The 26882-nt window shown below is 34.5% G+C and carries 19 protein-coding genes and 1 tRNA gene; 4 read left to right on the forward strand and 16 right to left on the reverse strand.

Going from position 1 to position 26882, the window contains the following annotated elements; translation table 11 throughout:
* Positions 1 to 278: 278 nt before the first annotated feature.
* The 5 genes from AT726_RS01195 to AT726_RS01210 all read right to left on the reverse strand — a co-directional run bounded on the left by AT726_RS01195 (position 279) and on the right by AT726_RS01210 (position 7555).
* The gene (locus tag AT726_RS01195) at positions 279 to 3308 is read right to left on the reverse strand and encodes a type I restriction endonuclease subunit R (RefSeq protein ID WP_068758852.1); all 3030 of its coding nucleotides are present in this window, start codon (positions 3306 to 3308) and stop codon (positions 279 to 281) included.
* Between the two features lie 92 nt (positions 3309 to 3400).
* On the reverse strand, positions 3401 to 3610 hold the full coding sequence (locus AT726_RS12795) for a hypothetical protein (protein ID WP_158508531.1): 210 nt from the start codon (positions 3608 to 3610) through the stop codon (positions 3401 to 3403).
* A gap of 28 nt (positions 3611 to 3638) precedes the next feature.
* Entirely contained in the window at positions 3639 to 4862 is a 1224-nt protein-coding gene (locus tag AT726_RS01200) for an IS256 family transposase (RefSeq protein ID WP_201023043.1), read from the reverse strand.
* A gap of 46 nt (positions 4863 to 4908) precedes the next feature.
* Complete coding sequence (locus tag AT726_RS01205; RefSeq protein ID WP_068758853.1) at positions 4909 to 6057, reverse strand: restriction endonuclease subunit S; 1149 nt, start codon at positions 6055 to 6057, stop codon at positions 4909 to 4911.
* 13 nt (positions 6058 to 6070) lie between these two features.
* Positions 6071 to 7555, reverse strand: coding sequence for a type I restriction-modification system subunit M (locus AT726_RS01210; RefSeq protein ID WP_068758854.1), 1485 nt, complete (start codon positions 7553 to 7555; stop codon positions 6071 to 6073).
* 215 nt (positions 7556 to 7770) lie between these two features.
* Between AT726_RS01210 and AT726_RS01215 the strand changes: the two genes are divergently transcribed.
* Complete coding sequence (locus AT726_RS01215; protein WP_068758855.1) at positions 7771 to 9015, forward strand: hypothetical protein; 1245 nt, start codon at positions 7771 to 7773, stop codon at positions 9013 to 9015.
* Positions 9016 to 9331: 316 nt separating this feature from the next.
* Here the strand turns inward: AT726_RS01215 and AT726_RS01220 are convergent, their stop codons facing one another.
* The 3 genes from AT726_RS01220 to AT726_RS01225 all read right to left on the reverse strand — a co-directional run bounded on the left by AT726_RS01220 (position 9332) and on the right by AT726_RS01225 (position 11521).
* Positions 9332 to 10219: a GIY-YIG nuclease family protein gene (locus AT726_RS01220; protein WP_068758856.1), complete on the reverse strand. Its 888-nt coding sequence runs from the start codon at positions 10217 to 10219 to the stop codon at positions 9332 to 9334.
* Between the two features lie 269 nt (positions 10220 to 10488).
* Positions 10489 to 10659: a hypothetical protein gene (locus tag AT726_RS12800; RefSeq protein ID WP_156343967.1), complete on the reverse strand. Its 171-nt coding sequence runs from the start codon at positions 10657 to 10659 to the stop codon at positions 10489 to 10491.
* Positions 10660 to 10705: 46 nt separating this feature from the next.
* Positions 10706 to 11521 carry an Rpn family recombination-promoting nuclease/putative transposase gene (locus AT726_RS01225; protein ID WP_201023066.1) on the reverse strand — a complete coding sequence of 272 codons (816 nt, stop codon included), beginning with the start codon at positions 11519 to 11521 and terminating at the stop codon, positions 10706 to 10708.
* A gap of 542 nt (positions 11522 to 12063) precedes the next feature.
* Between AT726_RS01225 and AT726_RS01230 the strand changes: the two genes are divergently transcribed.
* Positions 12064 to 13488, forward strand: a complete 1425-nt coding sequence (locus tag AT726_RS01230; RefSeq protein WP_068758858.1) for a PTS transporter subunit EIIC — start codon at positions 12064 to 12066, stop codon at positions 13486 to 13488.
* Positions 13489 to 13934: 446 nt separating this feature from the next.
* Here AT726_RS01230 and AT726_RS01235 read toward each other — a convergent pair whose 3' ends face one another.
* The 4 genes from AT726_RS01235 to AT726_RS01250 form a co-directional block, all read right to left on the reverse strand.
* Positions 13935 to 14735, reverse strand: coding sequence for a TPM domain-containing protein (locus AT726_RS01235; protein ID WP_055274876.1), 801 nt, complete (start codon positions 14733 to 14735; stop codon positions 13935 to 13937).
* A gap of 61 nt (positions 14736 to 14796) precedes the next feature.
* Positions 14797 to 15360, reverse strand: coding sequence for a LemA family protein (locus AT726_RS01240; protein ID WP_055274874.1), 564 nt, complete (start codon positions 15358 to 15360; stop codon positions 14797 to 14799).
* A 460-nt stretch (positions 15361 to 15820) separates the two neighbouring features.
* A complete protein-coding gene (locus tag AT726_RS01245; RefSeq protein ID WP_237297158.1) occupies positions 15821 to 16606 on the reverse strand; it encodes a TMEM164 family acyltransferase in 786 nt (261 codons plus the stop codon).
* Between the two features lie 12 nt (positions 16607 to 16618).
* Entirely contained in the window at positions 16619 to 17860 is a 1242-nt protein-coding gene (locus AT726_RS01250) for a glycosyltransferase family 2 protein (protein ID WP_068758859.1), read from the reverse strand.
* 623 nt (positions 17861 to 18483) lie between these two features.
* On the opposite strand from AT726_RS01250, the gene AT726_RS01255 reads away from it, so the two are divergent.
* Positions 18484 to 21192 carry an LTA synthase family protein gene (locus tag AT726_RS01255; RefSeq protein ID WP_068758860.1) on the forward strand — a complete coding sequence of 903 codons (2709 nt, stop codon included), beginning with the start codon at positions 18484 to 18486 and terminating at the stop codon, positions 21190 to 21192.
* 334 nt (positions 21193 to 21526) lie between these two features.
* Entirely contained in the window at positions 21527 to 21844 is a 318-nt protein-coding gene (locus AT726_RS01260; protein ID WP_068758861.1) for a hypothetical protein, read from the forward strand.
* A 242-nt stretch (positions 21845 to 22086) separates the two neighbouring features.
* Here AT726_RS01260 and AT726_RS01265 read toward each other — a convergent pair whose 3' ends face one another.
* From AT726_RS01265 to AT726_RS01280, 4 genes are all read right to left on the reverse strand, one after another.
* On the reverse strand, positions 22087 to 22365 hold the full coding sequence (locus tag AT726_RS01265) for a hypothetical protein (RefSeq protein ID WP_068758862.1): 279 nt from the start codon (positions 22363 to 22365) through the stop codon (positions 22087 to 22089).
* 84 nt (positions 22366 to 22449) lie between these two features.
* Positions 22450 to 22926 carry a hypothetical protein gene (locus tag AT726_RS01270; protein WP_068758863.1) on the reverse strand — a complete coding sequence of 159 codons (477 nt, stop codon included), beginning with the start codon at positions 22924 to 22926 and terminating at the stop codon, positions 22450 to 22452.
* 871 nt (positions 22927 to 23797) lie between these two features.
* Positions 23798 to 23871, reverse strand: a tRNA-Cys gene (locus tag AT726_RS01275).
* 134 nt (positions 23872 to 24005) lie between these two features.
* Positions 24006 to 26633 carry an SIR2 family protein gene (locus AT726_RS01280; protein WP_068758864.1) on the reverse strand — a complete coding sequence of 876 codons (2628 nt, stop codon included), beginning with the start codon at positions 26631 to 26633 and terminating at the stop codon, positions 24006 to 24008.
* Positions 26634 to 26882: the final 249 nt, after the last annotated feature.

Here is a 26882-nt window from a genome sequence, read left to right on the forward strand (position 1 = left end):
CGCGGCCTTATTTAAGTTTCCTTTTTTACTGCATCGTTCTCACTTTGACAAGAATTAAATCTATATCAGAAATATCATCTACTGCTCCAAGTATGCTATCTTTCACATGCCTAATATCATGTAGTAATTAATTCTTAATGTTACTTTCCGTCCCTGGTCTATTAAAAAAAGCCTGCATACTCATAGTAAAAGTCCTCCTATATTTTAGTTCTTACTAAATTATAGAAGGACTTTTTATTATTAAGTATGACTATTTTATCTTCACTAAAATTCCAAAATTATCTCATACTCATGCATTGAAGTTCGGCTTGTTCGAGGACGTGGTTGATGGCTTGTTCACTTTTGTTTGGCGGGTAGTCATATTTTCTTAGGAGGCGTTTGATTTTGGTACGCATTTTGGCTTGCGCACGTTCACTTTTGTACCATTCATCTCCTGTTTCTTTGATGGTATCATTAATGACTTTAGCTAAGTCTTTAGCAATCATTAATAGTACCTCACGATCCATTGTTTCTAAAATTTCTAAATCTTCTGTTAAGACATCAAAGAAGGCCTTTTCTTCATAAGTTAAATCGAGTTGAGTTCCTTCTTCAATGGAAATTAAAATGGCATCTTTTAATTTAATTAATTCTTCTAATACGAGATACACATCTTCTTCATCATGACGATTATTGTATTGCTCTAAGATGCGTTGTAGCTTTTCTGAGAATTCTTTACTTTTGACTAAGTTAACTTTCTTTAAGCTATCGACCTTTTCTTTCATAACACGCATCAAGATATTAGCGGCAATATTTTTTTGTGGCATCGCTTGAAGTTTTTGAAGGTTTTCTTCCGTTAATAAATCAAAATTATCTGAACTTCCCGCTTCAGAAAGCACTAAGACTTCATCACCTAAAATCGCTTCTTCTAGCATTTTTGAAATACGGTTATTCACTTCTTTTAAATCCGGTGTTCCTGTTTTATTTGTTTTCATGATAAACGAGCGCACCGCAATAAAGTATGAAATTTCTTGTTTCATTTCTTTTTCTAGCAAGCTTGTACAGATTTTAAACACATCTTTTAAACGTTTCGTCGTGTCCATAAACTGTGCTTTTCGTTTTTCATTGAGTTGCACATATTCGGCTCCATCACGAATCAGTTCATAACGACGGCGATCATTTTCTGTGAAGAAGTCACTGTAATCGAAGTAGTGGAACATATTACGTAACACTTCGATATAATCAAGCGCTAAGCGTTTCGCTTCTTCGTTTTCTTGAATTTTATCTTGGTCACGATTCGTATACGTTTTAAGGGCATCAAATAATTCTTTTTTCAACCCGATGTAATCGACGACTAAACCACCTGTTTTCCCTTCATACACACGATTGACACGCGCAATCGCCTGCATTAAGTTGTGAGCTTTCATCGGTTTATCGATATACATCGTATCTAGTGATGGCACATCAAATCCAGTCAACCACATATCCACGACAATCACAATTTTAAAATCTGAGTTCACATCACGAAACTCAGCTTCGTATTGTTTTTGCGTATTTTTGTTTCCAATGAGTTTCGCCATTTCTTCTTCATCTTGATTATTTGATGTCATCACCATGCGTACTTTGTTTTTCCACTCTGGTCGTTGAGCCATGATTTCTTGATACATCGCCCACGCCGCTTTTCGTGAGTAGGCAACAATCATCGCTTTTCCAGCGACTAAGTCTTGGCGCTGTTCATAGTGTTCAATTAAATCACTCACTACTTCATGAATACGCTGAGGATGGGTAATAATTTGTTCCATACGGCTCATTTGTTTTTGACTTTGTTCAACAACATAGTCTTCGACCCCTTCATTGACTTGCATACTCCAGTATTCATCGTCAATTTCTTGAAGTTTTCGTTCATCCAGTTGAACTTTTGCTAAACGTGATTCGTAATAAATTTTAACAGTGGCCCCATCATCAACGGCTTGTGTCATATCATACACATCAATTAAATCACCAAAGACACCATACGTTGATTTATCCGTTGTTTCAATTGGCGTTCCAGTGAATGCTATATAAGTCGCATTTGGTAAGGCTTCACGTAAATACTTAGCGTATCCGTATTTCGTTTCCCCTTTGTCTAAGTCAAACTTTCCATCGATTCCATATTGAGTTCGATGCGCTTCATCAACCATCACGACGATATTATGTCGTTCGGATAATAACCCTGTTTCTTCAACAAACTTTTGAATCGTTGAAAAGACAATTCCTCCGGTTTGACGATTTCCTAAAAAGTCTTTCACTTCTTGACGGGAATCCATTCGGACGGGTGTTTGACGTAAGAAATCACTCGCTGATTTAAAGGTCTCAAATAATTGACCATCTAAGTCATTACGATCGGTAATCACTAATAGCGTCGGGTTATTTAAAACCTGACTTTTTACTAAATTTCCTGCTAAGAAGGTCATGGAAAAGCTTTTTCCACTTCCTTGTGTATGCCATACCACGCCTGCTCGTCCATCACCATGAACCGCTTTTTCACAACTTGAAATTGCTTTTTTCATTCCATAATATTGATGGTACTGTGCCATAATCTTAGCTTTTGGCGTGAATAAGATGAAGTTTTTTATGACATCCAGAAGTCTTGGTTGATGAAATAGACCAAACATTAAACTTTCAAGCCAACGATTTTGATACATGACACTATCATCTTCAGGATTGACTTTCTTCCAACTCATGAAGCGATCAAATGAAGCAGTAATCGTCCCCGCTTTCGTTTCCACGCCATCACTAATCACTAAAAAGGCGTTATAGTAAAATAATGAAGGGATATGAACATTTTTATAATTCATCAGTTGCTTATACGCATCTTCTATCGTAACTTCTTCGCGCGAGGTGCTTTTAAGCTCCATGACAATCAGTGGAATTCCATTGATATACACGAACACATCTGGAATCTTTTTGCTCCCATCTTCCGTAATTTCAAGCTGATTCACGACTAAAAAGTCATTATTACAAGGATTGTCATAATCTATTAAGTTGACACGATAATATTTTGTTTCTCCATCAATAAAATCACTAATTTCAATGCCTTCCGTTAAATACTGATGGAAGGTTTTATTATTCGTAAACACATCATTCGTATCAAAGTTTTTCATCACACGAATCGCTTCTGAAAGACTTGAAATAGGTACATTCGGATTTAAACGAATTAACGCTTGTTTTAAACGCTCCAGCAATAAAACTTCTTTATCTTCTTTGACTAGTTCACTTCCATGAGCATACTCATATCCTAACTCTTTTAAATAGTCGATCACGACATTCTCAAAACTCGTCTCCGTAAACAACGCTTCTCCCTCCTAACTCTCTATCTAAAAACAGAGAAATTATCTATGTTTTCAAAATTATTCTTAGTTGCTAGTCCTTTTTAGGTTCAGGGCTAACATAAATCACTCACACGAATCTCACCAGACATCAATTTAGGTAGTAATGTATCGCGTAGCTCTATTAATAAATAATTCTCCTCTATTAGTTGACACATATTATACAATAAACTACCGCATATATTTTGAAAGGCTTTTAAAATATGATTTGAAGGGATTACTACTTTTAATTCTTCAATTCCACTCGCTGAAATAGACCTTGTCAAGTTAAGTGTGTAAACTAATTTTTAAAAATTATAGATAGGGTGTTAAACGATCTGGGTATAAGATTAATAATTGATTTAATATTTGACTCCAATTTGAAAGTTGACGTCGCCACTTCTTAGTAACTTCCATGGTTTGAAGATAGATTAATTTCATCACCGATGTTTCATTTGGAAAAGCTCCTTTTCCTTTTAGAACTTTTCTTAATTGGCTATTGTAGCTTTCAATGGCATTTGTCGTATAAATCATTTTTCGAATTTCTTTAGGAAAATTAAAGAGTTGATAAACTTCTTCGATGTTATTTTCCCACACTCTAACGGCTAAAGGTACCAGGGGACTCCATTTATTTTTAAAGGTCTCAAAGGCTTGTTCTGCTACTGATCGATTAATCGCTTGATAGATTTGTTTTAAATCATAACAGAATGATTTTCTATCTTGATAAGAAACAAATTTCGTTGATTGTCGGATTAAATGAACTAAACAACGTTGAACGAGGGCATGAGGAAAAACAGCTTGAATGGCCTGTTTAAAGCCACTTAAACCATCCACACAGGCAATACAAATATCTTGCACTCCGCGAGCCTTTAATTCATCTAATAAACTCATCCAATAAGAGGCACTTTCTGCTTCTCCGATAGAGAGGCTTAAAACATCTTTGCGACCATCTAAAGACACACCTATGATACAGTAAACTGCTTTGTTTGAGGCACTCATTCCATCACGCACTTTGACATGAAGCGCATCTAAATAAATGATAGGATAAACAGGCTCTAAAGGCCGTTGTTGCCAATCTTGAATCAGTGGAATCACTTTATCAGTTACAGCAGAGATCGTTTCATGTGACGTTTCAAAGCCATAAATCTCTGCTAATGTTTTAGAAATATCACGCGTTGATAAACCTTTAGCATAAAGCGATAGAATCTTTTCTTCAATTCCGATGACATTGGTTTGACGTTTAGGCACGATTTGAGGTTCAAATGATCCTTCTCTATCTCTAGGAGTCTGAATCGTTGTTTCACCAAGACGCGTTTGAATGGTTTTAGATTGACGTCCATTTCGTGCATTTGAAGTTGATTTATTACGAAAATCATATCGGCTATATCCTAGATGTTGATCTAATTCAGCTTCTAATGCTTGTTCAATAAAGCCTCCAAACATGTCTAATAAAACAGCTTCAATATCACTAGCAGATTTAATGTTGTATTCATCTTGGAGGAGATTAAATAATTGGTTCATCGTAGCTTTTCTTGTCATAAATAATAAACTCCTTTGAAATAGTTAACTTATTATGGTAACTGTTCTAAGAGTTTACACACTTTATCTTACACCCTCCTGAAATATTAGGTTGTGCACTACCTACGGCTTTAGCCTGTATCATTTCTTGTGCCTCAGGTCTTAGCAAATAATTATAAGCATAACTCTCTCCACCTGGAACTAGCTCTTTAATACAACCGACACGTTGATTTAAATATAATTCTTTTTTATTAAGTGGAACTAATCCTATTTTCCCAACCTCTGCACCTGTCATAGCAATTAGTAAATTTGTTCCACACAATTTAAATTTAGTATCTACTTTACTAGCTAATATTTCAGAAATGTATTGAGTATTAATAATATCCACTGTGTTACTACTAATATTTTTAATTTTTATTATCCCAACTTCACCATGTTCCATTAAATCCTTACCTTTAAAAGCATAACCATTTTGTACATAAATCAAATCACCTAATACCCCTGATTTCCAATTATAAGGAATCATTCCTAATTCGCTTTCGACCATTTCTCCACCACTTGATTTGTAGGGTTGGCCTTCTTCATTTGGAAATTCAAAGTCAACAAACCATCGCTTAAATAACCCCTCCGCTATCTCTTCAAGCGTCTCATTCATCTGATTATTCAACTCAATCTTCTCATCTAAAGAAGAAAGAATATTAGCAATAGAATTTTGTTCTGAAATTGTTGGAAGTAATATAGGCAACTGTTGTACCTTAGACTTATTAAACTCTACTTGTCCGGTACTTCCTGCTAAAAATGATCCTTCAATAAAATGTTGATAAGCTTTAGTAGATAATTGATACATTAGGAATTGAGGATTTAAGACCTCTGAATTTGTCCTAACCAATGTAACATGTGAATCAGCAAATATTTGTTCTGGACTATAACCAAAATAGTAAGTTCTCCCTACTGTTCCCGTCCCAGTAGAGTTTATTACAACATCACCTTTTTTAATAAAATGTTTTTCATCTACTTTTACCTCTGGGTTATGATACTTCAATACTGAATTGTCTATAAATCCCCATCTAATTGCTTTTTGATTCAAGGCTCTAATTTCACTATAGTCTACATACTTAGGTTGTTTTCCCCTCGATATATATGTAGTTAATTCATTTAGATTTTGAATAGTCCATTCAGAAGGAATACTACCCCATAAAAATGTTTGTTTATTCATAGATAGCCCTCCCTTAGATAGAAATTCCTATTTTATTAAGTTGTTTTCTGATTTCCTCTTCCAACTCTTTAGATTTTTGGAATTGCTCAGCTAGTTGTTGTGTTAAACGTTCCATTTTTTCTTCGAATGGTTCTCCATCATCGTCTGCCTCTTCAATCCCAACGTAGCGACCTGGTGTTAAAATGTAGTCATGTTCTCTAATTTCATCAAGAGTTGCAGCTTTACAGAATCCTTGAATATCTTCATAGTTCTCATCATTTTTGTAGTTGATATACGTATCGGCAATTTTTCTAATTTCTTCGTCTGTTAATTCTCGTAAACGACGTGTCACCATCGTACCAAGTTTACGACCATCAATAAACAACGTTTTCCCTTTATGAGATTTATTTCTGTTCATAATCCAAATACAAACTGGAATTCCCGTTGAATAGAATAATTTATCTGGTAAAGCCACAATACAGTCTACTAAATCAGCCGTAATCATATTTTGACGGATGACCCCTTCATTTGATGTATTACTTGAAAGAGATCCATTCGCAAGAACCGTTGCTGCAATTCCATTTTGATTTAACTTATCAACCATGTGTGATAACCAAGCATAGTTGGCATTTCCAGCTGGTGGAACACCCCATTTCCAACGCGCATCATTCTCAAGTAAAGCTCCTCCCCAATCACTATCATTAAATGGAGGGTTGGCTAACACATAATCTGCTTTTAACGTTGGATGTAAATCTTCGCCAAACGTATCCGCATTTTTAGACCCTAAGTTATTTTCAATTCCACGAATCGCTAAATTCATCTTCGCTAACTTCCAAGTCGTTGGGTTCCACTCTTGTCCATAAACGGAAATATCAAACGTATTTCCACTATGCTCTTTGACAAATTTATACGATTGAACAAACATTCCCCCGCTCCCACAAGCCGGATCATAAACTTTACCTTTATACGGCTGAATCATTTCAACCATTAATTTAACGACAGATTTTGGCGTATAGAATTCTCCACCTTCATTCGCTCCGAATTTCCCTAAGAAATATTCATAAACACGACCTAAGACGTCTTTATCACGAGCGTCTTCACCACCCACATTAATATTGGTAAATAAGTCGATGATTTCACCTAAAATACGTTTATCAAGTTCTGGGCGTGAATAATTTTTAGGAAGCACCCCACGTAATGAGTCATTCTCTTTTTCAATTGAATCAAGAGCCTGATCCACTATCTGACCGATTTCAGGTTGTTTAGAATGGTCAGAAATATAACTCCAACGCGCATGTTCTGGAACCCAGAATACACCTTCAGAAATATATTCGTCACGATCTTCAGCAAACTCTGGATCATCTGCTAATAACTCCACATAACGCTCATTAAATGTATCTGACACATATTTTAAGAAAATCAATCCAAGTACCACGTGCTGATACTCCGATGGATTCATATTATTACGTAATTTATCTGCTGCCTGCCACAGCTTCTCTTCAAAACCAATTGTAGCCATTCTCTTTTCCTCCTAAGACTGATACTTTATAACAATATTTTAAAACTAGTTTGAACCCATTACAAGAACAGCCATATAATAACAATCGATAAATTATAAATTAACCAGATTTTTTTGATTATTAATCTAGTTTTGAAAACAATTGCCGTTCCATTCTATTAAAAAACTTCTCCTCGTATAGTTAATAGACATTTACTCAATAGGGGGAGCTTTAGATGGGGATGCAGTTTTTCTTACGATCAGACCAACATAGGTCTAATTTTAGAAGGGCATTAAATCAACTCATGTCTACTCGTGGCGAAACACTTATTCTAAGTACAGGTTATATTAGTAGCAGTTTATTTAATGATTACAATCACGATGATTTTTTTAATGCCATCAATGACGGATTTAAAAATTTTCCCTATACCGAAATCATTATCATTGGTGGAATGTTTGATTCTAATTTAAAGAATCAATATCAATTTGAGGGGTTTATAAAATATTTAATTTATTTAGGCTATAAAGTGACTTACTACAAGCCTAAAAATCCAAATTGGCACGCCAAAATCGCAATGAAACTTACTAATAAAACTCCAGTAATAGCTATCATAGGTAGTAGCAACTTAACAGCACCCGCTTATGCTGAATATCAGGACATATATAAAAATTATAAATTTAATGTCGAAAGTGATCTCTTAATTTGGGATCATGACCTGTTAGATACTTTTGACGGAATAGACATAACAGGAACTAATCATGAACAAGAGGTAGACTTTGAAGAACTTCAAAAGCAAAAAATTAACATGCTACTAGATACTTTGTATCAAACACTCCAAACTCATGATTCACTAAAGACAGTATCACGTAATCATCTCGTCACACTATCACCTAATCCTGTAGAGATGCTTAATTATTTAGAAAATATTTTTTTTGAATCAGCTAATTTAAAACTAGACGCTAAAATATTAGAAACAATTTGCAATATCTCTTTTGAATTAGATGAAATCCAAAGTATTAAAAAGAATACTTCTGTAGAAGAGCAACGTTTTATCATGAATGATATTTTAGATATGCGGCCAACCCTGAATGACAGTAAATTACTAAGTCTCTTGAACACTAAAATTAAACGCTATGAACGTTTCTCAGAAATTATTGAATGCGATCAATTAAAAGAAAATTGGTTTTATCCCCATGAACATCAAAAGCTTATCGAAGAAATTAAAAATACTGTTTATCCTTACGACAAAGTTATTTCCTTAATTGAGAAATTAGGTGCTTTTTCAGCCTTAGAGATAACTTTTGAAACCTGGAAATATCAAAAACTACTAGCATCCTTAAAATTAAACGCTAGCAACCTATCTCTACCAGCTGAGAAGAAAAAAGACTTGTATGAAATTATTCAAATAAAAATACGTGAGAAATCGGAGGATAAGAATACAAAAATAGCTACCAATCCTCGTTTCATTGAGGATTGTTAAAAAATTTTCAAATCAATCGTAGATTATATTATTCTTGTTTCTTGGACCTAATTAAGCTAGAAATACCTAAAAATCAAATATAAGAACTTATCAATCAATTTTTAAGTCCGCTTGGGACACCCTCTACTTCAATTAATTAAACTTATTTTTCATAAAAATATTGCATATTGTCAATTTATTGTATAATTACAGAAGCGGGATATAAGTTTTGAGACTTATACTTGAAGGGTTAAGTGGATATTGTACTTAACCCTTTTTAGTTTTGTATGGATATTTTCATTTAAAAAGGTGGTTCTCTTCGAACCACCTTTTCAATCTATTCTCTTAATTTCTCTAGACTTTCTCCCTCTTTATTTTTCCATTCTTTCCATCCATTTGTAGCTCCTAAATAGATAAGATCGGATGCTCCTGAGGGGCTATTAAAGATGTGAGTTTCATTAAATTGATAGTATCCATCAATTTCTTGTAACACTCCTTGTTTCTTTAAGCGTTCTAAGTTTGTAGCTGCACTTATCTCTTTAAAACTATTTGCCGCTTTTTCAATAGAGGCTGTTTTTGAACCTTTTAACACAACAAACTTTTTTCCTTCTCCAAGTAGATATCCTTTGGCGTCTGCTCCTTTTTGGGTCATATAAAATGTTTCCTTTTCAAGTTCATCAAGTTGTTGCTGTAGATGATTAATTTTCTCTTTTGTCTCATTAACTTCTAATTGAAGATCAACTTTTTTAAACGGCAATAGGTTAAAGGCTCCCCCTAAAATAAATTCAATCGTTTTAAACATATCCATCAGTTCACTTTGACGAATGTCATGAACATGGCTTTCTTTTGGAATACTTGCATTTTCTAGTTTATAACGACCCGCTTCTTTAATTGCTTGATAAATTTTAGCTTCTAAAAACTTAACATCTGCTTTATTCAGGTTATGGGTATTACTAAAGAAGAAATAAGCATAATCCCAAAACTCTTTTTTCTTATCATGATTCAGTAAGCGTATTGCTGCTTCTTCTGTCTCTCCTACATAAATGAGATCTCCTTGTTCCTCATCACTTCCTATTAATAAATAAACAGCGACATAATCAGATTTAAACGTTGAGACTTTGTGTCTTGGAACATACTCACAACGAATGTCACGGTTGGCTACATAGACCGTCTTTTTTCCATCGATTTCTTCATCATTTAATAATATTTGTAAGGCAATACTCATCTAAATTCCCTCTTTCTTTAACTGCTTCATTAAGTGGTTGCTCAACTCTCTTAGTTGTAAGTACTCTGTTTGATATAATACTTTGATATCATCATAGGCCATCTCATACAATGGCTGCTTTGATTTTTTACTATGTATAACAAATTTCCCATACAAATGCAACACGTACTTCTGAAATAGCTTAAATACTTTTTATTACCCCAAAATGTTATCACATAAAAAAATCTCCTTAGTAAACAAAGCTGTAAGAAGACTTTTATCTTTATTAATTACATACCTAATTCACTTCTTAATGTTTTAATTACTTCTACTGATAGCTCTGTTGTTTCTAAAATAAAATCATCATCACAACCACGTTTAATTAACTTTTGAGCGAAGCGAATACGCTCTTCATTTCTCGCCTCCTCACGGTTCTTTTCATCACGCTCAAGTAACGTCATATATTCTACCTCCGTTCGTTTACCTTCTGAACTTAAATTTCTTCTATTAATTAAGCTCCAATTCCTGTCTTAATTTCTTAATCTCATCCAGAGATAAGTTAGTTGTTTCAAAAACAAATTCATCGTCCAAACCTCTTTGAAGTAAATTTTTAGCAACAGAGCGCCTTTCCTCATTTCTACCCTCTTCACGATTTCTTTCATCACGCTCAAGTAATGTCATATATTCTACCTCCGTTCGTTTATCTTCTTTGATTGATTGTACTTTCTCATTAATTTTATGAACCAATTGACTTTTAGATTCAGACGCTACTTTGTCAGTTGAGTTCTTAATATAAGCTAAAAATTCTAACATTTCTTGATCTACATCATCGAGTGTCCCACACGTTGTCAAAAAGACCTTACTTGTTTCATCGCCTAGACGTAATGAAGGATTTTGGTTACATAGATTCTCAAACGTATATAAGTGTCTTCCTTCATTAAATGGATCAAATGTGGTACAAATAAAGATAATAAAACTTTTATGTAATTCAAAATATTTACTACCCTTTGTAATCATATTGATATCAATATTTCCTTGATAATATCTACTTCGCTTTGCAAGTTCTGTATCTCTACCTTTTTGCATCTCAATATTGTACACCATATTTTGATCATCATTTACATAAATATCAAGTCTAATTCCCTTGTTTTCAGAAAGAATATTGATTACTTTTTGTTCTTCTGGCATCTTAATTTCTTTAATCTCAATGGCTAGTATTTTTTCTAAAACTATTTTACAAATAGACTCATCGGTCATGACTTTTGCAAATAAAAAGTCATCCTCTAAATTTAATTCTTTAACTGATTTAACACCTGATTTCACGATAGGATACTCCTTCTGAAATCGATTCTGCTTACATGCTTATATTATAATCGATTTCCTTTATTTTTTAAATATTCGATAACTAAAAGAATTAGCGTTATATCCCGTTATACACCACCATTCAACTTAACTTTCCCCCCATTCTTAAATACGTTAAGTCTGATGAAATACTTTTAATTTGATTTAAAGCTAACCTATAGTTAAAGGGACTATCTCGATACGAGATAGTCCCTTTAATCTTTTATTTCTTCTCTTAACTTCTCCAAACTTTCTTACATTGATTTTTTTATTCTCCCCCAATCATTTATTAATCATAAATATATAAATCACAATAAAAAGTTTCATCGTGACTTATCGAAATGCCACTGGATCTGAACTCTCTTTCCTTCTATTTACGCTTATCCCTCTCACCGGTTATTTCATTCACGTTAGCCCTATCTTAATATTACGATCGCTATTTTACACTTTTATCCATAACATTCCATTTTTACCTTATCGTGTTAAAATGGAAAATAATATTTAGATTAAAAGGGGAGCATAGAATGAAAAGAATACAAACAAATGATTTAGCCTCTATGATTTTAGAGGCGTTAGGGGGAAGTAGCAACATTTTCAGTTTGTCGCATTGTATGACGCGCTTACGTTTAGATGTGAAAAATCTGGATGTCGTGAAGGTTAATCAATTAAAAACATTAGATGGCGTGATTAATGTAGTGCTTCAACAGACGAAAATTCAAATTGTCATTGGGCCAAAAGTTCAACAAGTGTATGAACAATTAGAACGCTTACGGGATCAGTCTACTCCGTCTATGGTCATCTCCTCTCATCAACGTAAAACATCATTGATTTCTCAAATACTTGATACGATTTCTCGTATTTTTACGCCTGTGATTGGTGCCATTGCTGGTGCCGGGATGATTAAAGCGTTACTCGCGTTATTAGTAGCAGCCAATCTGATTGATAAAACAGGACAAAATAACTATGTTTTAAACTTTATTGGAGATGCGGCCTTTTATTTCATGCCGGTTTTACTCGCGATGTCGGCTGCTAAGCAATTTAAATGTAATGCCTATCTAGCCGTCGTATTAGCAGGTATCTTACTTCATCCTCACCTCGTCGAACTGAAATCAGCAGGTGAAGCCGTTACCTTTTTAGGAATCCCAATGGTTCTCGCTTCTTATTCGGCATCTGTTGTTCCGATGATTTTAATTACATGGGTCATGTCTTTCGTTGAAAAAACCGTCAAACGTTACACACCAAAATCCATTGAAATCTTTTTCGTCCCAATGGTCGTTCTTCTCGTGATGGCGCCGCTTGCTTTACTTGCCATTGGTCCACTGGGAACGATGGCGGGTGATTTATTAGCCAGTCTGTTTAAAATCTTGGACCAGAAAGTGGGATGGATTTTACCAATTATGATGGGTATGATTTGTCCGTTACTTGTCATGACAGGGATGCACTACAGTTTACTACCAATTCAACTTGCTCAGTATGCCACACTCGGTTATGCAACGTTAATGGGATTACCAATGTTTGCTTCAAATATGGCACAAGCTGCTGCAACGTTTGCAATTTATTGTCAAACAAAAGATCGTTCATTAAAAGCGATTGCTGGACCTAGTAGCTTAACCGCCTTTATGGGGATTACAGAGCCTGCCATGTATGGCGTGACATTACGATTAAAATATCCGCTTGTTGCGGCTATGATTGGTGGAGGTTGTGCTGGAATTTGGGCTGGATTAACCAATGTCAGAACTTATGTTTCAGCGACTTCTGGGATTTTATCATTACCAGTTTACATTGGGGAGGATGGATTATCTAACCTAATCAATGCGATCATCTGTATTATTATTTCAATGACGGTTTCATTTAGCTTAACCTTTTTCTGGACCTTGAAGAAACAACGCGAAGAAGCATGTGTCGTGTCTCAAAGTCCATCTATCTTAAAAACATCGTTAGAAAACTAATTCATCAAAAAAGTGACCTTCCTAATAGGAAAAGTCACTTTTTACTTATTTTTGTTTAAATTTTATCCATTTTGAACTTCAATCTCATCAATCAATTAAAATAGAACACAGAATTGAAGCATGATATGAATACGTTGTGATAATTTTCATTTAATGGAGTCAAAGAAAGCTGACTTTAACAAGCTTCAACCTTTTAATACACTCCATTTATTCTTGTTAGTTTAGTCACTATATAAGTCCAGATAAGTTTTTTACATCGTAAAAACTTTTAGCTGGACTATAGTCTGCCTTGCACGGCATAACCATCTCATATTTCGGTTGCTGTATTAAATGTAGAAAACATTTCTGTTTGTATATAGAACAGGGGCTATCTTCGTAAAAGATAGCTCCTTTCATTGACTTTGTTTAATCATTTCATAAGTAAAAATCTCGTTTTAATTTATTTTTTAAAAGTTTCGTGAGGCACCGCCACCTCCAGAGCGACCGCCTCCACCTTTTGATCGATGCGATGATGAAGAATGATTTGATCCTTGTGAAAGAAGGTTAATCAGTAAGATTAGCGCATCGACTGAGTTAATCCCAATCACTCGGCAGACGATAAAATAAACAACAATGACACCAATGATCATCCCCAAAATAGGTAACTCACTTACTTCTTCGGATTCAACTTTAGGAACAGTCCCGTTAAAGACATCTTCATAGCCATATTCATCTTGAATAACTAAAACAATTTGATTAAAGATATCTTCAATCGCCTGCGAGTAATGACCTGATGCTAAGTTTTCCATAGACGCATCGAGAATTCGGCCAACTTTTCCATCAGGTAAAGCCCCTTCAAGTCCATAACCAACCTCGACTCTGATTTCCCTATCTTCCGTTGCTAGTAAAATAAGAACCCCATTGTCATATTTTTCATTCCCTATTTTCATTTTCTCAAACTGCTTAACCGCATAGGTTTCAATATCACTGCCATCCAGTGTTGGAATGATGACAACTGCAATTTGTGGCCGTTCCTTTGTTTTTTCAAACACATAGTTAATCTCTAAAATATGTTCTTTTGTTTGATGAGTTAAAACGTGACTTTTATCGGTGACATAAAAACTTTGATCTGGATTCACAACTGCTTGTATGTCTAACGAACTCAGATTAAAAAGACCAACTAATGTTACGATCAATAAAAATAACTTCGGTAACAACGTAAACTTTATTTTCTTATATCGGCTACACTTCTTTATGACTTGTTCCATACTTTTCACCCTTTTAAATATTGAAAAAGGCTGCAAACTTCGCAACCCTTTCCTTTATTTCTTAAAAATTAACACTTGGTGCTTGATCTGTACCTGCCTGAGCTTCAAAATAATCGCGTTTTTCAACACCCATTATACTTGCAATAAAGCTAGTTGGAAACTTACGAATTTTTGCATTGAACGTTTGAACAGATTCATTATATCGATTACGCTCTGTTGCAATACGATTTTCAGTTCCAGCTAGTTCATCCATTAGGGCTGTAAATTGCTTATCAGCTTTTAATTCTGGATAATTTTCTACTACCACTAATAAACGAGATAACGCTCCTTCTAATTCATTAGACGCTTCAACTTTATCATTGACAGTTGTCGCTCCTGCTAATTTTGAACGCGCATCAGCAATAGCTGTGAATACATCTTTTTCATGTTGCATATAACCTTGTGTCGCACTGACTAAATTAGGAATCAAATCAAAACGGCGTTGTAATTGTGTCTCAACTTTTGCAAACTGAGCATCAACTTCCTCTTCAGCTGCAACAATTCCGTTATAACTAGAAATAAAATAACCTGCAATTAATAGAATAATCACAAAAACTCCAATTAAAATAGTAGTTGTTTTTTTCATTCATTTTACCCCTTTATTTTCTTTTTAATACATTTATTATAGCATAATTTTGGTAAACAATACTGTTTTTAACCGCATCAATTGTTTTTTATCACCTATCTAAAAGGCTGTCCACAAAAGACAGCCACTTTAAAAGATGAAGTATCGAGTCACAGTTTCTACTCTGCGTTCTTCGTTCATCGTTAAACGTATGATTTTTAAATATAACCATTTAGCGCAACTACCTTGAACAATTCTTGGTGTTATCTGAACTTCAATTAATTCCTTCTCTTCTGACCTCTCACCATCATCATTTAGGAAAAATCCTCCTCATCCCTCATTTTCACACCAACTAAGTCCAAATCCATATCCCACATAAGATGCTTCTACTAAGATGAGATCAGCCTAGACATGCCTTCTACTTCTAACGTATTACCTTTCATTTTTACTGAAGAATTAAACCATTCAAAAAGTGACTTCCTTAATAAGAAAAGTCACTTGTTTGGTTCTTTACTTTTTTTGCTTTCAACCAAGCACTTATTCCAAATGCAAATAATCCTGGTCCGATGAGATAAGCTAACGTGGCTAAACACGTGTAAGCCATTTGACTTTGAGCTTTAATCTCCTGAATAAATTTAAATGGAACGTTATAAGGTTCACGAAGAATCATGAGATTAGAGTCATAAATCGTATTTAATCCAATACAAATTAAAGCTGAAATTAAGAAATACACACTAAAATAAACATACGTGTAACGATTGATCGGCACGCAACGATGCCAAAGGTATAAAACACTTAGATAAATCATCAGCATATGGAAAAACAAACTATATAAACATAAGAAATGCCAGATTGGATATCGCATCAGTGAGGTGGTTGGTAATAATAAGAAACCAATTCCGCCGAGTAAACAGCCCATCACAATAAAGGCATCCCCTACTTTTTTGATAGTCCCTTTTCCAAAACCACTGAACCATGTGGCATAAATGAATAATGAGCAAAACGATAATGGAAACCACGCATCTAACCATGTATAACCATAGTAGAAGTTATAGGCGATTTTCACCCCTTCTAAAATCGTCACAACAATGGCTATCACACGTGTCAGTTTCATCACTTGCTCCCATGATTTCTTTAACGAGGCTTTTAAAGCCACTAATAGGATGATTAAACAAACAACGAGTGAAATTAAATGTGGGGTTGTAAACATCCCCGCTGCGGGATAAGCATCTAACGGAGCAAAAAATAATGATCCCAACTGACTCATCATCATCTACGCCTACCCTTCTTTAATCTCAGCCAATGTTTTGGCACGGCTATGTTCAATCGGTTGCCACTCCACTTTTTTAAAGAACGCCACAATCGTAATAGGAATATACGTAAACATGAAGAATGGGAACGTGAAAATGTAAGCTAATTTCTTAAAGCTTGTCGTATGAATATTTTTCCATTGTGTGGCTGTCGTTACCGTCGCGATAAAGACTAACATCAAATACATATTTAAAATCATACGTCCCATCATCATCATAATTAAATCGTCTTGATAAGTCGTATAATCTCCAAATAAAATCATACTCCCATTAAAAATAAGCGTAAAAAGCGTTAAAATAATCGCCGGCATGATGACCATTAACATGTCATAACAAGAGGTATTACGTTGCAAAGAACCTTTAAATAAATCTAGTCCATAACGATGAAAAACTTGAAAGAATCCTTTGGCCCAGCGCATACGTTGTCTGAACGATTGTTGAAATTTTACCGGTTGCTCATCATAAAGCATAGCTTGACGACAATAACCAATTTTTTCACCACTTAAAACATTATCCACTGTAAATTGAATATCTTCTGTTAATAAAAAGAATTTCCAACCGCCGTATTTCTCAATGATACGTCGACTAAAGAAAAAACCAGTTCCAGAAACCGCACAACTTGTGCCTAGTAACATACGACCTCGATTTAAAAACTCCGATTCCCATAAAAACCAGATGGCATATCCAGAAGAAATCCAGTTGTCGCCATAGTTCTTCGAATTTCGATAGCTGGTGATGATGTCATAACCATCCGAAAATGTCTTATTCATTTCTAAAATATAATTTTGATCTAATACATTATCCGCATCAAACACAAAATACCCATCAAATGGCGCATAATCTTTTTCCATTTGATTAAGTAAGAACTCCATGGCATGTCCTTTTCCAATTTTTGTTTGATCAAATCGCTCATAGACAATAGCCCCCATCTTTCGAGCACACGCTGCGGTTTGATCCGTGCAATTATCGGCGACAACAAAAACCGTGACCTCTCCTTGATCATACGTCTGTGTATTAATACTATCTATTAAATGATTAATGACTGTCTCTTCATTACGGGCTGCGATTAACACAGCAAAACGATGTGCTTTCGTCTCTTGATGAGGTTTATCTTTTTTCATCAAAGACACGATGACATACAAAAATTGATAACTATAGCAGATACAAAAAATAATGGCAATCACTAAGTTAATCAAAATAATCTTTTCCATAGTACTCTCCTTAATTGACCTAGCAGTCATTATAATGCTTTTTAGAACTCACTCATTCACTTTCTTATGACTTAAAGACAACCTTTTTGTCTTTCAATTCATTTCAACAAGACAATATTATACCAGTATTTTTAGAATTTGACACTTTTTTTGAGCATGATGACAAGCTTGTCACGGATAAAATGCTCTCTTTATTCTGGTCAATTTAACCACCACTCATTATGGTTTGTCATTTCATGGTTAACTAAACATCGTTAATTTGTCTCATTCTTAAATCTTCTCTTCTATATTTAAAAAGATACGACTCTTTTTATCAAGTCATCGTCACATATCTATACAAAAACTCCATCTTCTTTAGATTTTTTTCACACTAAATCCATAGTTTTTTCGACAAAAGGGACACAGTTATTTGATATTTAAAAGTAGGAGACTGATATGTGAGAATGTCTAATTAGGATATCAGATTGTCAATACTTCCCATTATCTAATTCGACTTTTTTCTATCTTTTTTGCTCGAATTGCTTTAAAATAAGAAAGTATCAATTAAGTTAAACGTTCGAAATGGGACTCGCACATCTGTTGCGGTCCTTCTATTTTTTATCATAAGGGAGGGAATAATAATCATGAAAAATAATACATTACTAAGGATCCTAATCGGCTGTCTGACCACCTATGGAATCCTCTCTTGGGTCAATAGCCAAACAGAGTATTTACTAATAGCCATCATCGCTTCGATTGGTTGGCTTGTTATTTACTATTATCTGATTAAAAGGGAGACGTTTAAAACGGTGTTTAACTTTAAACAGCCGCTTCAATTGATTACCCTTTTAGTTACAGTTGTCGTCTTAGGCTGGACTAATCTGACAATTGATCGACCACTTTCTTTTTTAACGTCACCTTATTCAATTCATCTTGTTCCAAATGAAGAAGCTAATTCAATCGAAATCAATCAGATTAGTGTCAATAATGAAAGTATCGCATTAGAGACTTTTAATGATTCAACGGATTGGTCTTATAAAGAAACACTATCAACCACCTCGACCTCACCGCTGACGTTAGCTAATCTAACCAATGAATCGGTAAGTATCTCTTTTTTAAAAACGAATACTTCAGGAAAAGTTTCAATTTACCGAAATGAACGTCTTATTAAAACTGTTGATTTGTTCAGTACAACGGAGCAAGAAATTAAAATCAAAGTTTCTCGTGATCATCTTCTACTATTAATTCCAGCCTATATCGGGATGATTGGAAGTGTTTATCTTTCTTTATTAACATTAATCAATAGCCTCATTCGTAAAAAACAAGTTAAACTTCCAGGTTCAACTTTAAACTCAATGACCATTCTCTATTTTAGTTTACCAGCTTTATTCATTGCCTTATTTAAATGGATTGGGCTAGCCAATGTCAGCATTCGACCTCAGCTATTGGCTGGATTCTTTGTGTTGATCACGATTAGTGAAATATATTTATTTAAAAAATGTCATACAAATAACCATCAACAAGCCCGCACCTGGTGTCGCACCATCTTTTATCTTCTATTAAGCTCGATGCTTATGCTGATAATAATGCAAGTAATCTATTTCTTCCCAAACCTTGATGTAACGATGACTTGGATTGCTCATCACGTGAATTTAATGTTTTTAGCCTCAACGATTATTTTAGGGGTTAGTGTACTTTTCTTCTGCTTCTTTAACAACTTAATTCTAGCCATTAGCCTCTCTTCACTTGTGATGTTGATCGTGGCTATCGCCAACTATTATAAAATGTTAGTCGTTGGGGAACCGATTTATCCATCGGATCTATCCATGATTTCAAATATAGATGAGATTATTGGCTACGTAAAAAACCTCTTATCACCGACACTTATCATCGGACTCCTGGTAATCATTGCTTTACTTGCCATCCTATCCTTCATTTGTCGCAAAGGCTTTAAATTGACAATGAAGCTAAGAGTCATTTTCTTCGCGATTTTTATCGCCTACTTAGCCTCAATTTTCTATTATGAAAAGTCACCACTTAAGCCTTTAGTCAACAGTACCGTTTACTTTACGAAGTGGAATCAGTTAAATAATTACCAACAAAATGGATTCTTATTTGGATTTATTACAAATCTCCAAAACGATTTAATGATCAAAAATGACCACTATACTGAAGCAAACCTACAAAAGATCATGGATGACTATACGAAGAAAGCCGAAGACTATAATGAATCAGCTGATTTAAGTCAACAACCTAACATCATTACCATTGTGAGTGAATCGTTAAGTGATCCAACCATCTTCAACCAATTAACATTTAGTGAAGACCCGCTTCCTAATCTTCGTCAGTATCTAGAGACTTATTCGTCTGGTCATTTCTTATCACCGTTTAAAGGAAATCGAACAGCAAATGTTGAATTTGAATATTTAGTTGGGTTCACCAATTCGCTCTTACTTGAAGGAACCATTCCATTCCAACAAGCACTCAGCTCAAAACCTGAAATCCCATCCTTTATTTCATTTATGGATCAATTGGGCTACACCTCGGTTGCCATTCATCCGAATAATGCAGCCTTCTATAAACGCAGTCAAGTTTATCCAGCTTTAGGATTTGATGAATTCTTATCCATTGATAAAATGAAACATCTCGACTACATCGATAGTCAGAAGTATGTCTCAGATCAATCAGTCTTTGATGAGCTTTATGCCGAGTTAGAAGCAGCCGATCGCCCCATCTTTGCTTACGGATTAACCATGGCCAATCATATTGCCATTTTTGATCAAAAGTTTGGTGAAAATACGATTGAAGTCCTTGATGCTAATGGGGAACACAATACTGAAATGGAAACTTACGCAGAAGGGCTAAAGCAAACGGATCTTGCATTAAAAGAGTTTATCACTAAAATTGAAAACTACGATGAACCAACCTTAGTCATCTTCTTTGGCGATCATCTGATTAACTTCCAGTCGGACATTCATGAACAACATGGCTACATTGAAAAAGATACAGATGCTTTGCGTGCCAAACTGTTCTTTGAAACGCCACTGTTAATCATGTCGAATATGGATGATTTTCAAATTGAAAATATCGATGATGTCAGTCCAATTTTTATTGCACCCTTAATTTTACGTGAATTAAACTTACCCTTATCACCGTTCTATGTCTTCTTGTTAGATTTATATGAAGAATTTAGCGTCTTACATAACAATTTCAAATTAGATGCTAATCAAAACCAAGTGGATGAACTCACAGAGCATCAAGAGCAACTCTTATTAATACTTGAACTTATTCAATATGATATCCTTGAAGGAAAAGAATATACCTTATCTTCATTCTTTACCATCCCTGAATAAAAAAATCGGAGCGCCAACCGGCCTCCGATTTTTTTATTGATTGAAACTACCATTGACAGTTTTCTTCATCTTCATGTAACGAAAGTGGATGCCTTTGATGAACGATTCTTATTAAACACGAACTTGACGCTTCAAACGACTTATGATAAGACCCCTTTTAAAAAATGATACTAAAAAAATCTCCACTAACATTATCTCTGGTTAACTCAACAGAACATTTGGTACTAAAAGTCAGAACTTTGTTTTTTACTCTCTTTTTCTACAAATCTCACACCTTTAATGTTCTATAATTTCTTCAACAAGGTAGGTCATGAATAATAAAGGGGCGATCAAAATGATATGGATGATTCATTTATTTTTCTTTACCATCGGAATTTCTCTCATCCTCATTGGAACAAGGATGATTTTATTAAATTGGGTTCCGAAGAAATCCTCTCAACTTAAAGAGTTAAGCGAGCGATATGAGCATTCGATTGATGAAGATGAACTTTGCCTCTTTGAAGGTGGCTATCGGATCGCACTTGGAATCTGTTCAACCATTGCTGCAATGGTCCTCCCCTATCACCCTAATCCAATCCTTATTTATCTGATCATCCTTATGTGTTTCATGATATTCTATTGTCCAATCAAATATTTATTTTTTAATCCGTAAAGGAATAGCTTTCAGTCGGAAGGACTCTCTCTTAATCTTAACCTCCTTTCCGTTTACTCAACATTCACTTAATCCTCACCACTCACTGAAACTTCCTTGCACTGAGATCAAAAAGGCTCTCTCAAAATCATCAGTATTTACAATTTAATAAACTATTAAATCACTCCATCTTTATGGTCCCATTTTGGTAAATCATGATTAAAAAGGGGGACTCGCTCATTTTGAGAAAGTCCCCCTTTTGGTTAGCTATTTGGTCGCGCTTCATATTGTGTACGCATCGTTAGAATAAGGTGTTGATGGATTTGATGATTGAATGGGGTGAGTGGTTTATGCGTCATTTTTTTGTAAAATAAAGCATCATTTCGTTGACGACAAGTCGATTTTAAATAGCTTATAAAATCTGGGTGTGGCATCTCTTCAAGTCGATTTTTTCGTTCACTTGATTTCCCGTTCATAGTGACCGCGTATTTCCCCCCTGAAAACACATCGATTTCTAAACTCCCCGCTTGTTTATCAATCATTCTACAATCTCTCCCTTCGTCCTATTAATAGTATACGTTGAAGAGAATTAAATTATTTTTAAACTTTTGTAAAATAAGGATTAATTAACAAACTTGATTATTTACTACATGATTAACAATACGATGTGGTTTTAATCCTTCTTTATCTAAGTGACGCTTAATATTTTCAATTCCGTTATTCACCATATCTTGATGAAGATTCTTCTTAATGATGCCATCCACATCTAATCCTGTATAAAGGTAAGCAATAGCACAGAACATTCCAACAAGTTTTGTATGAGCCTTTACATTAATTTTTTCCACATCAAACTCGAGTAATAATTCACTATCATCTTTATCATGAATTAAACGTTTAAACTCTAACAGTTTTTGTTCTAATTCTTCTAATGAGCATGTTTCACTTTCTAGCATCCAATGACGTGCCATCTTTAAATCCGGATCACGTTCCAAACGGCTTAAAATTAAGAAAATCGCACGTAAAATTTGGTCATCATTTAATGCATTTTGTTGGCAAACAATTGAATCATTATTCATCGTTAAATAAAAATAAGAATTTAACATAGTCATCCATCCCTTCTTGATTACTACTTATCAATCTCGCACAGCGTGGCACATTCTCTTTTCTCCCCAATATATCGTACCTTTCTCCTGATTCTGATTACTTAAAATTATACCAAACAATTGCTCAAACTCCTACACCCATCTGGAATAAAACAACCATTTCTTTTTCAAGAAGTGATGATTTCAAGTAGTCTGTTTAAATGATATCCCCCCTGATAAAGGAGAAAGATACCTCGTGAAAAAGAGTCTCAAACAGTTTAAAAAAGATGAAAGCACAAGAGACAGCTGATGCGGTTCTCTTTATTGAGTTTATTTCTATTGTTTAGTTTAATTAGTTTATCATTCATCTTCTCAATACTTAAATCTATGGATATTATGCTACAACTCCCCTTATTGAAGGGCAATTCAGAGATATCTATCTCCTTGAAACGAAAAATCAAAGACTAACAAATCTAGATATTCAACCTGATTTCATTGTATTTAATAATGAGTTTAATAACTGATATTCCCTTAACTTGAATAAGGATCATCTCAACATTACAGTTACCAAAATATTATCATCACAGCCAACCCATCTCAAATGGATTCAACCTTAACTCCGATGAATGATCCACTCATCTTGTTCAGAAGCTATCACTACTATATCAATCAAATCAGGTTGTCATTTCCCCTCCTAAAAACAAACACCTTGAATTTGAACTAGACCATCCTATGATGCCATTTCTCCCTTTTATTAATTGAACAATCAAAAGACTCCTTAATTAGTAGGAGTCTTTTAATTGTTCATCGTCATAAAAATAAAGCCTGTCACAAGGATTCATTCCATGACTCACTCTGACAGACTTTATGATCATTTGTAGTCTAAGAAAAATGGAGGCGCCAATCGGATTTGAACCGATGATCAGGGAGTTGCAGTCCCTTGCCTTACCGCTTGGCTATAGCGCCCGATGTTTCGTTTTCTTCCCTTACATCATATTCTATGCGCCTAGGTATTAAATGATGACTATAACCTTTAAAAGAATGAAGCTTCTTTTATGAAAGACTTCATTCTTTAGGATTGATTCCATTTCAACGACTAACTAATGATGATATAAGTCAAAATATAAGTCAATCAGCTCAGGAGCTGCAACCTTTGTTCGGATTTTTTGAATTAATGCTTGTTTAATGGCTTGGTAGTGATGTGTCTTGGCTAGGCGTTGATGAATGTCTCTTGATAACTGCCAAAACCAATCTGATTCTAAAGGGGCTTGCTCTATTTGTTCATAATGAGTTAAAAAATAAGCACATGAATCTTGGTTCATGAAAAATTCAAAGCTATTCCTATCGAGGACACCACACGCAATAAGCTCACCAACTGCACATAAATCCTTTGGATGATGAGTGATATGTGCTTTAATTTGCTGCTCAAATTCATCATAAGCTAGCTCTAGTTTAAACTCAAAGGCTTGTCTAAGTAACTTGAAATTAAATTCTTTTTTTAATCGTCTTGTTAACGCCTCACTGACTTTCATTTGAAGTTCCTCATCAATAACTGGAGTTAAGGTTACTAATTCAAAGCTATCAATCTGTGTCAAATAAAGGTCAATCAATGGGCGTAATTTTTCTACCGGTTGACTTAAGAATGACGTGAACTGAATGTAGCAAGACTCAATCTCCTCATTTAATAAATATTTCTTAATAAATTGATGAGTGAGCTGTTCTTCTATTAAGTTCTCCACTGCTTTCGGAAACTGAGAAGATTGATTGAGTTGAGCTCTCAAAAAGTTGAGACAATCCGTTATCAAAATCATAGATGAACCATCATTAAACAACAACTGTAACATACTTAGTAGCTCTTCTTCCTTCAATTGAATTACTGAAAGAAGAGCTAAAGTGATCTTCACCATCTTTTGAACATGGACTTTCATCAGTGTCGTAAGATTAGGTTGGGTTAAGACTGCTAAAAGCTGTTTATAATAAAGAATTAACTCATTGACATGAGGGGTTTGAAACTGTTTTCGATTGAGGCGTTTCATGAGATGCTTGAGTTCTTCTTCACCCATATATTTAATAATCAAATGCACGGTAAAGGAGTCTAACTCCTCACTATTATGATACAAACGTGCTTCAATATAACTTTTATACAAGTGCGAAACTTCTAAATATTGATCAATCACGAGTTGATTTTCATGCATAAATTCAAATAATTCTTGTGCCTTAAAATTTAACCTCGCGAACGCTTGGTCTTGATTCGGCAATTCATTAATGAGTTGAATCATATCATTTAAGTATTTATAAATAAAATAAAAGTTACTCAAATCCGCTAAAAAGGCATATTTTCGTTTAAACGAGGCAGGTAGATGATGATACATCAACTCTAAATTCAATTGACGAATTTCATCCACAATCTGCTGTGATTGCTCACTGCTTAACAATCGTTGAATCGTGCGACCGGTCCAATAACGATTAAACTGAGCAAGAAAATGAAGTAAATAATGTTTACATTTAAACGCCTCTACCGCTGTTTTCTTATACAAATCATAGGCTAACAATAAATTCCCATGCTTAAATTGATAGTAGGCACGGTGATAATGTTGCCAAATCCCATCTCCTTGGTTCATGCACTCGGTTAAGACACTCGTATACGGTGGCAGCAAATAATTTTTATCATCATTTTGAATAGAATGCACCGATCCATCTGGAAATTTAACCGTCCTAATCCCTGCTTTGTTAAGTTGCCAACACGTCCGTTCATCTAGAACATAAGGTTTAGATAAGTTTAAGACTCCCATTTCAGTCACTTCTTCTTTGATTAGATGCCTTAAATCATTTAAGCGGACTCGATTTAATTCATCAAGAGGCGTGAGTCGCTCACCAAGCTCATTATCATCGCTAGAATAGCGATATAATTCATCAAGATTTAGTTTTGAAAGTGCCTGAAAAAATGTTAAATAGCGTTGTTCATACGTTGCATCATCCACATTCGATAAAAGATGGTTCACATCAATCACATGGATGCCTTGTGACTTATAATAATCAAAGTTATTTTGATCCAACGTTTGCTCTAAATATAATAGATAAACGGGTTGAAAACTACTTCCCTGTAATTCTTTCACCCAATTTAAAATAAGTTTCATATTTCGATCGTTTAATGAGTATCCAATAAAAAGTGTAATATTTGAGGCGATAATGGATTTCACCATCGTTTCAATGAGACGAAATTGACTACTATAAGAGAGATAGTCATTCTCTTTTAACACCACATTTTGATGTTTCACATCGCCATGCATTTTAATGAGGAATTTCTTAGTTCGGGTTTGCGATACTTCTTCATCTTTTGCAATAACATCATAAAAAAGCCCTCGCGCATAAATCGCTTGCTCAAGTAAATCATCGTAATTCGTTGTAATGAGATGAATCGGATTTAAGTTTAAAATTTCATCATGAATTTTATTACTTTGTAAATCGAGATCAAAAATATCTCGTAATAAATCATAATACTCTTTATGTCCACGCAGGTTATAATATTTTTGTGGAATTCGTAAGTATTCATTTTGCGAATAGCGTTCTTTTTGTTCTGAAAATGGACCAGAAAATCGATCAATGACTTCTTTCCATGATGGAAAATTAGATAACATCGAAACACCTGCTCCAACAACGATGACTAGCTTGTTATCTTCTGATGCCTTTTTGATAATCCGTAAACTTTCTTGCGTAAAGGACTTCACCTCCCTCACCTCCATTATTACTAATTTATGTAATTTTTCATGATTACATACTCCAATTCATCCCTTAATGTACAATAAAATCAGATTAAGAAACGTTTAAAATTAAAATCGTACTTAGGGTTTAAACAGTTTAATAATCCTTTAGCCTTCATTATGGTCCGTTCACATACCTCTCTTAGTCAAAATATCTATTTCTCCTGATAAAAGCATCCCATTCGGATAAACTAAATTTAGATTAAGACTGGGAGT

The sequence above is a fragment of the Turicibacter sp. H121 genome (assembly GCF_001543345.1).
GTDB classification, from domain to species: Bacteria; Bacillota_I; Bacilli_A; order MOL361; family Turicibacteraceae; genus Turicibacter; species Turicibacter bilis.